This is a genomic window from Clostridium sp., from assembly GCF_051650885.1.
Lineage (GTDB): Bacteria > Bacillota > Clostridia > Clostridiales > Clostridiaceae > Clostridium.
Window position 1 is genome coordinate 1 of sequence record NZ_JBOFRG010000076.1, and the last position, 5362, is coordinate 5362.

Sequence of the window (5362 nt, forward strand, 5' to 3'; positions counted from 1 at the left end):
TTTTTTTGCCCTTTTTTAAAAGATAGGACGATTAAAAGGAGAAATTAAGGATGAAAAACAGAAAAACTAAAGGAATTATACTTATACTATTAATGGCGTTTTGCTTTTCATTAACTAGTGCATTTATAAAGGGGACGCACGGATTACCACAAGGGGAAAAGGTTTTTTATAGAAATATAATGTTATTTATAGGAAGTTTAATAATGGTAGCTAAAAGTAAGGCTCCATTACTTGGGAAGAAAGGACATAGACTAGCTCTTTTTGGAAGAGGAGCATTTGGAACATTAGGGGCGTTTGCAAGTTACTATGCAATAACACATATGATACTTCCAAATGCAGTTATTATAAGTAATCTGTGTCCATTTTTTATAATAATTTTATCAGCAGTTTTCTTAAAGGAAAGATTAAAGCCTATGCAAATAGTTGCAATACTTGTAGCATTTAGTGGAATGTTTTTCATAATAAATCCAGGTGGGAAGATGTCAATATTCCCAGCAATAATAGGACTTATTGGAGCTTTATGTGCAGGGCTTTCATATGTACTTGTAAGACATTTAGGAAAAAAGGAAGCACCAGAAACAATAATATTCTTTATGGCACTTACATCGCTTGCATTTACAATTCCAAATATGTTAATAAGCTATAAGCCTTTAACAGAGCAAGATATTCTTTGTCTTATAGGAGCTGGAGTTGCATATATGGCAGCAGAGATTTTAGGAGTATTAGCATATAAATGTTCACCAGCAAGAGAAATATCTGTATTTAGTTATTCAGATGCAATATTCTCAGCATTCTTCTCATTTGTGATATGGGGTAAATTACCTCATCCAGTACAATATATAGGATATGCATTAATTATTGCAGGAGCAGTAGTTATATATATCTACAATAATAGAGGATATAAAGAGGATTTGGTAGTTATAGAAGGATAGAAATTATATTTAATCTAAAAAGATAAGAGTCTAGTAAGAATTTAAATTTTTACTAGACTTATTTTATATTATGGATATCTTAAAGGTTAAATAATGAAGAACAGTAAAATTTTTTATAAATATAATATTAATAGAAGAAAATTAATATGTAGAGAAAGGAGGTAAGTATAAATGGTAACTAAAAAGTTTATATTTATAGGCAATATTGAAAGTTTTACAGTGCCAGCTGGAGTGGCGAGCATAGATATAAAGATTTGGGGAGCTGGTGGAGCTAGTTCTAATTTTGGAAGTCCAAATGGTGGAACCGGAGGGGCTGGGGGATATGCAAGTGGGACATTAAATGTAAGTCCGGGACAAATATTGTCAGTAATAGTTGGAGAAGGAGGTAAACCTGGAAATTCAAGTGGAACTATAAATCCAGGTACTTTTGGTGGAGGAGGTGCAGGAGGAACAGATACAACTACATTTATAGGTGCATCAGGTGGAGGACGTTCGGCAGTTAGAATTGGAAATTTGGAAGTGATCACAGGAGGTGCTGGTGGAGGGTGTGGAGGTTTTACAAATACAGCATTTTCTAATGGAGGGAATGGTGGGGGACTCAGTGGGAATGATGCAGTAAATCAAAGTGGTTCAGGTCTTGCAGGAACAGTAATAGCTAAGGGTGGAAGTCAGACTACTGGAGGGGCTGCTGGAACAACAACTGTAATAGCAGCAAATGGATTTAATGGAAGTCAGTATCAAGGTGGGGCTGGTGGAAGAGGACAAGGTGGTTCATCAGGAGGTGGCGGTGGAGCTGGAGGTGGATATTATGGAGGTGGAGGTGGAGCTGGGGAAGCTGTTGGAAATGGATTTCCACAAGAAACAGCTGGAGCTGGTGGATCAAGTTATATAGGTGGAGTTTTAAATGGAATTACAGCATCATCACCACAAAAAATAGTAACTAACACAACTAGTGTATTGCCACCTAATACTATAGATATAGATTATATTACAGGTGTAGGGGTTGGAGCAGCTCAACTAGGAACAGCTGGGGGAAATGGATTAGTTGTATTTAGCTATACCATAGTACCTGTAAAAATAACAAAAAATGTTGATAAAACAATTGTAACAACGGGAGATGTATTGACATACACAATGGAGATAACTAATTTTTTAGGAACTACTATAACAAATGGGATATTTAAAGATACTATACCAATAGGAACAACATTTGTAGCAGATACAGTGACTATTGATGGTATTACTCAATTAGGAGTAAATCCAGAAATTGGAGGTATTGCTATATCTAATATAGCAAACATGCAAGTGTTAACAATTACATTTAAAGTGAAAGTTTTATAATAAGAATTAATTTAAATGGTATTAAAGTAGCAGGTTGAATAGCTAGTAAAATTAATAGTAGGGAATGTGATAGATTGATTAATTAAAATAAGCTTAGTAGAAAAAATAATTTTCACTAAGCTTATTTTTTATCTTTTTTTCATATAAGAATATACTGGAAGACCAATTAAAGTTATAATAAGTCCACTTATTGCAATTAAGCTTGATTCAAGGCCAGACATAAATAGTTGATTTATAACTACAAATGCACCTCCTAAAATAGCTATTATTGGTATAAGAGGGTAGCCTATTACCTTATAAGGTCTATTAAGTTCTGGTTTTTCTTTTCTTAGTTTAAATACACCTATGAATATTAAAGAATAGAATATCCAAATAGTAAAGATTGAAAGATTACTTAAAAGGTTAAATTGTCCACTTAAGGCAAACAACATAGAAAGTATAGCAACAAGCCATGTAGCGTTTGCAGGAACTCCATTTTTATTAAGCTTCTTAAAAGTTTTACTGTAAGGTAAGTTCCCGGTATTTGCAAGAGCAAAAGGAACTCTAGGTGCTGTAAGTATGTAACCATTTAGTGTACCTAAAATAGATACAAGTATTCCAACATTAATTACCTGTGCACCAGCATTACCAAATAGTTTTTGTGCAACTAATGAGGCAGGTGTAGATGTTGAAGCTAGCATATCAGAAGGAACTGTCAATACAAATGCAACGTTTATAGCTATATAAACAGCCATTGTAATCATAAGTCCACCAATTATAGCACGTGGTAAATCTTTGCTTGGGTTTTTCATCTCACCTGCAATATTACCAACATAGATCCATCCATCATAAGCAAATAAAGCAGCAACTAACACTTGACCTAAAGCAGTTGCGAAATTTACATTATGTGAAATGAAAGGAGTTACAATATTTTGAGTGTGAGGGTGTTTAATAAATCCAATTAAAATAATAAGTGCGATAGGAATAAGCTTTCCAATAGTTGAGGCTATTTGGATAAATCCACTAGTCTTAGAGCCTAAAAGATTTAAAATTAAAATTATAAGAATAATTAAAATAGCTATAGGAATTTTAAGATGTGGCATACCTATTATTTCGCAAGCTTGTTCTGCAAACATAATAGAAAGTGCAGCGATAACACTTGGGAAGTAAAGGACTGTTTGCATCCAAGCGGTAACATAAGAAAGTTTTTTTCCATAAATTTCTCTCATATAAACCATCATACCACCAGTTTCAGGGAAAGCTGCCGAAATTTCAGTTGCTGTAAGTCCAGCACAAATAGTAATAATTCCACCTAAAACCCAAGCGAAAAGTCCAAGGCCAGGTGCACCACCAGTAGCTTCAAAAATTTGTTGTGGCTTAAAAAATACGCCAGAACCGATTACAAGCCCAATAACAGTAGATAAAGCAGCACCAAAGGTAATAGTTTTCTTTAGTTTATGATTGCTCATTCAAATTTCTCCTTCGTTTAAAGTTTATTTAATTAGTGTATATCGTTAAAGCATTTGTATAACTAAATTTAAGTATATAAAAAAATCGGTGAAAAGTAAATAAAAAGAAAGTCGAAAAAAGAGGGAGCTATGTATATAAATAAGCTTCCTCTTTTAGAGAGATTTTTATAAAGTTATTAAAGTGAATTTATAAAATAGTTGCATTAAAAGTAATTGTTGTAGTTTGAAGAGGTGATAGAGATGAGATTAAAATTCCAGATGTAATTGAATCACTAGGCGAAGAAACTCCATCAATAGTTACAGAGCCTAAAACAAAATTTAATGAATTTGCAAGTGTATCTGTAATTATCAAGTTTGTCATAGGAATATTTCCATTGTTAAATATAGAAAGTGAATAAGTTAATGTATTCCCAGTTGTAGAGAAAAGTTTGTCTACAGACTTTGTTATAACTGGAGTTGTATAACTTATTGTAGTGCTAACTATATTTGTATTTGTAGATATAGTTCCAGTTCTTGTAGGAGTTGTAGTTCCGTCAATAGTATAGCTAGAAGTAAAGGTTCCTGAATTCTCGATATTACTTATAGTTACACTACTATTTACTTTAGCTAAAAAGCTTATTGTAGATGTAGTTCCAGCAGGTAGTGATGTTAAAGCTAAAAAGCCTGGAGGAACAACAGATACAGAAGATACAGGAACACTATTAACTTGAACTGAATTTGGGATGAATGTAGCGCCTAAGTTTATAGTGTCAAGGAAGAATACATTTTTTAAATCAACATTACCAGTATTGTTAATAGAGATTGTATAAGTAATGGTATCATTTAAAGTAGCGAAGGTTTTATCTACAAATTTTATAGATGAAACTGATGGATTAACTAAAGTTGTAGTTACAATATTTGATTCAACGTTAGTTAAATCAGGAATAGTTGAATAAATATAACCAGTATTAGTAAAGACTGTAGTTGATGAATTAATAGAGGCATTAAATGTTACTGTTCTTACCTCATTTATAGCAATACTAGTTAATGTAATTCCAGGAGGTGTGATATCGCCACTAATAGGAAGATTATTCACTTTAATACTGTTTGGAATAAAGGTTAGTCCAGATGGTAAGGTATCAAATAAAATAGCATCTGAAGCTAGTGTACCAGTATTTTTAATAACTAAAGTATAAGAGATAGTATCAGTTGAAATTGCGAAATTTCTATCAACTACTTTAGAAATTGTGAAATTTGGACTATCTATAAATGTTGTAACTACATCATTGGTATCCTTAAAAGCTAGATAATCTGGGATTGTAGATGCAGTTGTAGAATATTTATAAGAAATTGTACCTGTATTTGTAAATGCTGTAGCTTTAGCTATAACATCAACATTAAAGGTTACAGTATGATAAGAATCGATAGGCATATCACCAATAAGGAATCCAAGAGGTGGAAGTACAGTGGCAGATGGATATGATACACCATCTAACATAACAGAACCTGATTTAAAACTAAGGCCTGTAGGAAGTGTATCTAAAAGTCTAACTGTATTAGCCATATTAGTTCCGGTATTAGAAACGCCAATTGTATAGACTAAAACATCACCTTTTTTTGCTGCAGCTAAATCAACAGCTTTAGTAGTTTGAATGAAAGGGC

3 protein-coding genes and 1 pseudogene are annotated in these 5362 nt (G+C 32.8%); 2 read left to right on the forward strand and 2 right to left on the reverse strand.

What is annotated here, in order from left to right:
• Positions 1–50 precede the first annotated feature (50 nt).
• Complete coding sequence (locus ACRC28_RS03940; RefSeq protein ID WP_438542152.1) at positions 51–932, forward strand: DMT family transporter; 882 nt, start codon at positions 51–53, stop codon at positions 930–932.
• 171 nt (positions 933–1103) lie between these two features.
• Entirely contained in the window at positions 1104–2273 is a 1170-nt protein-coding gene (locus ACRC28_RS03945; RefSeq protein ID WP_438542153.1) for a DUF11 domain-containing protein, read from the forward strand.
• Positions 2274–2401: 128 nt separating this feature from the next.
• Here the strand turns inward: ACRC28_RS03945 and ACRC28_RS03950 are convergent, their stop codons facing one another.
• Positions 2402–3721, reverse strand: a complete 1320-nt coding sequence (locus ACRC28_RS03950) for an APC family permease (RefSeq protein WP_438542154.1) — start codon at positions 3719–3721, stop codon at positions 2402–2404.
• 187 nt (positions 3722–3908) lie between these two features.
• A pseudogene (locus ACRC28_RS03955) lies at positions 3909–5362 on the reverse strand (hypothetical protein); the annotation flags it as partial.

Coding starts and splice junctions, on each gene's coding strand:
- ACRC28_RS03945 (WP_438542153.1), top strand. CDS start 1,104: ATGGTAACTAAAAAGTTTATATTTATAGGCAATATTGAAAGTTTTACA.
- ACRC28_RS03940 (WP_438542152.1), top strand. CDS start 51: ATGAAAAACAGAAAAACTAAAGGAATTATACTTATACTATTAATGGCG.
- ACRC28_RS03950 (WP_438542154.1), bottom strand. CDS start 3,721: ATGAGCAATCATAAACTAAAGAAAACTATTACCTTTGGTGCTGCTTTA.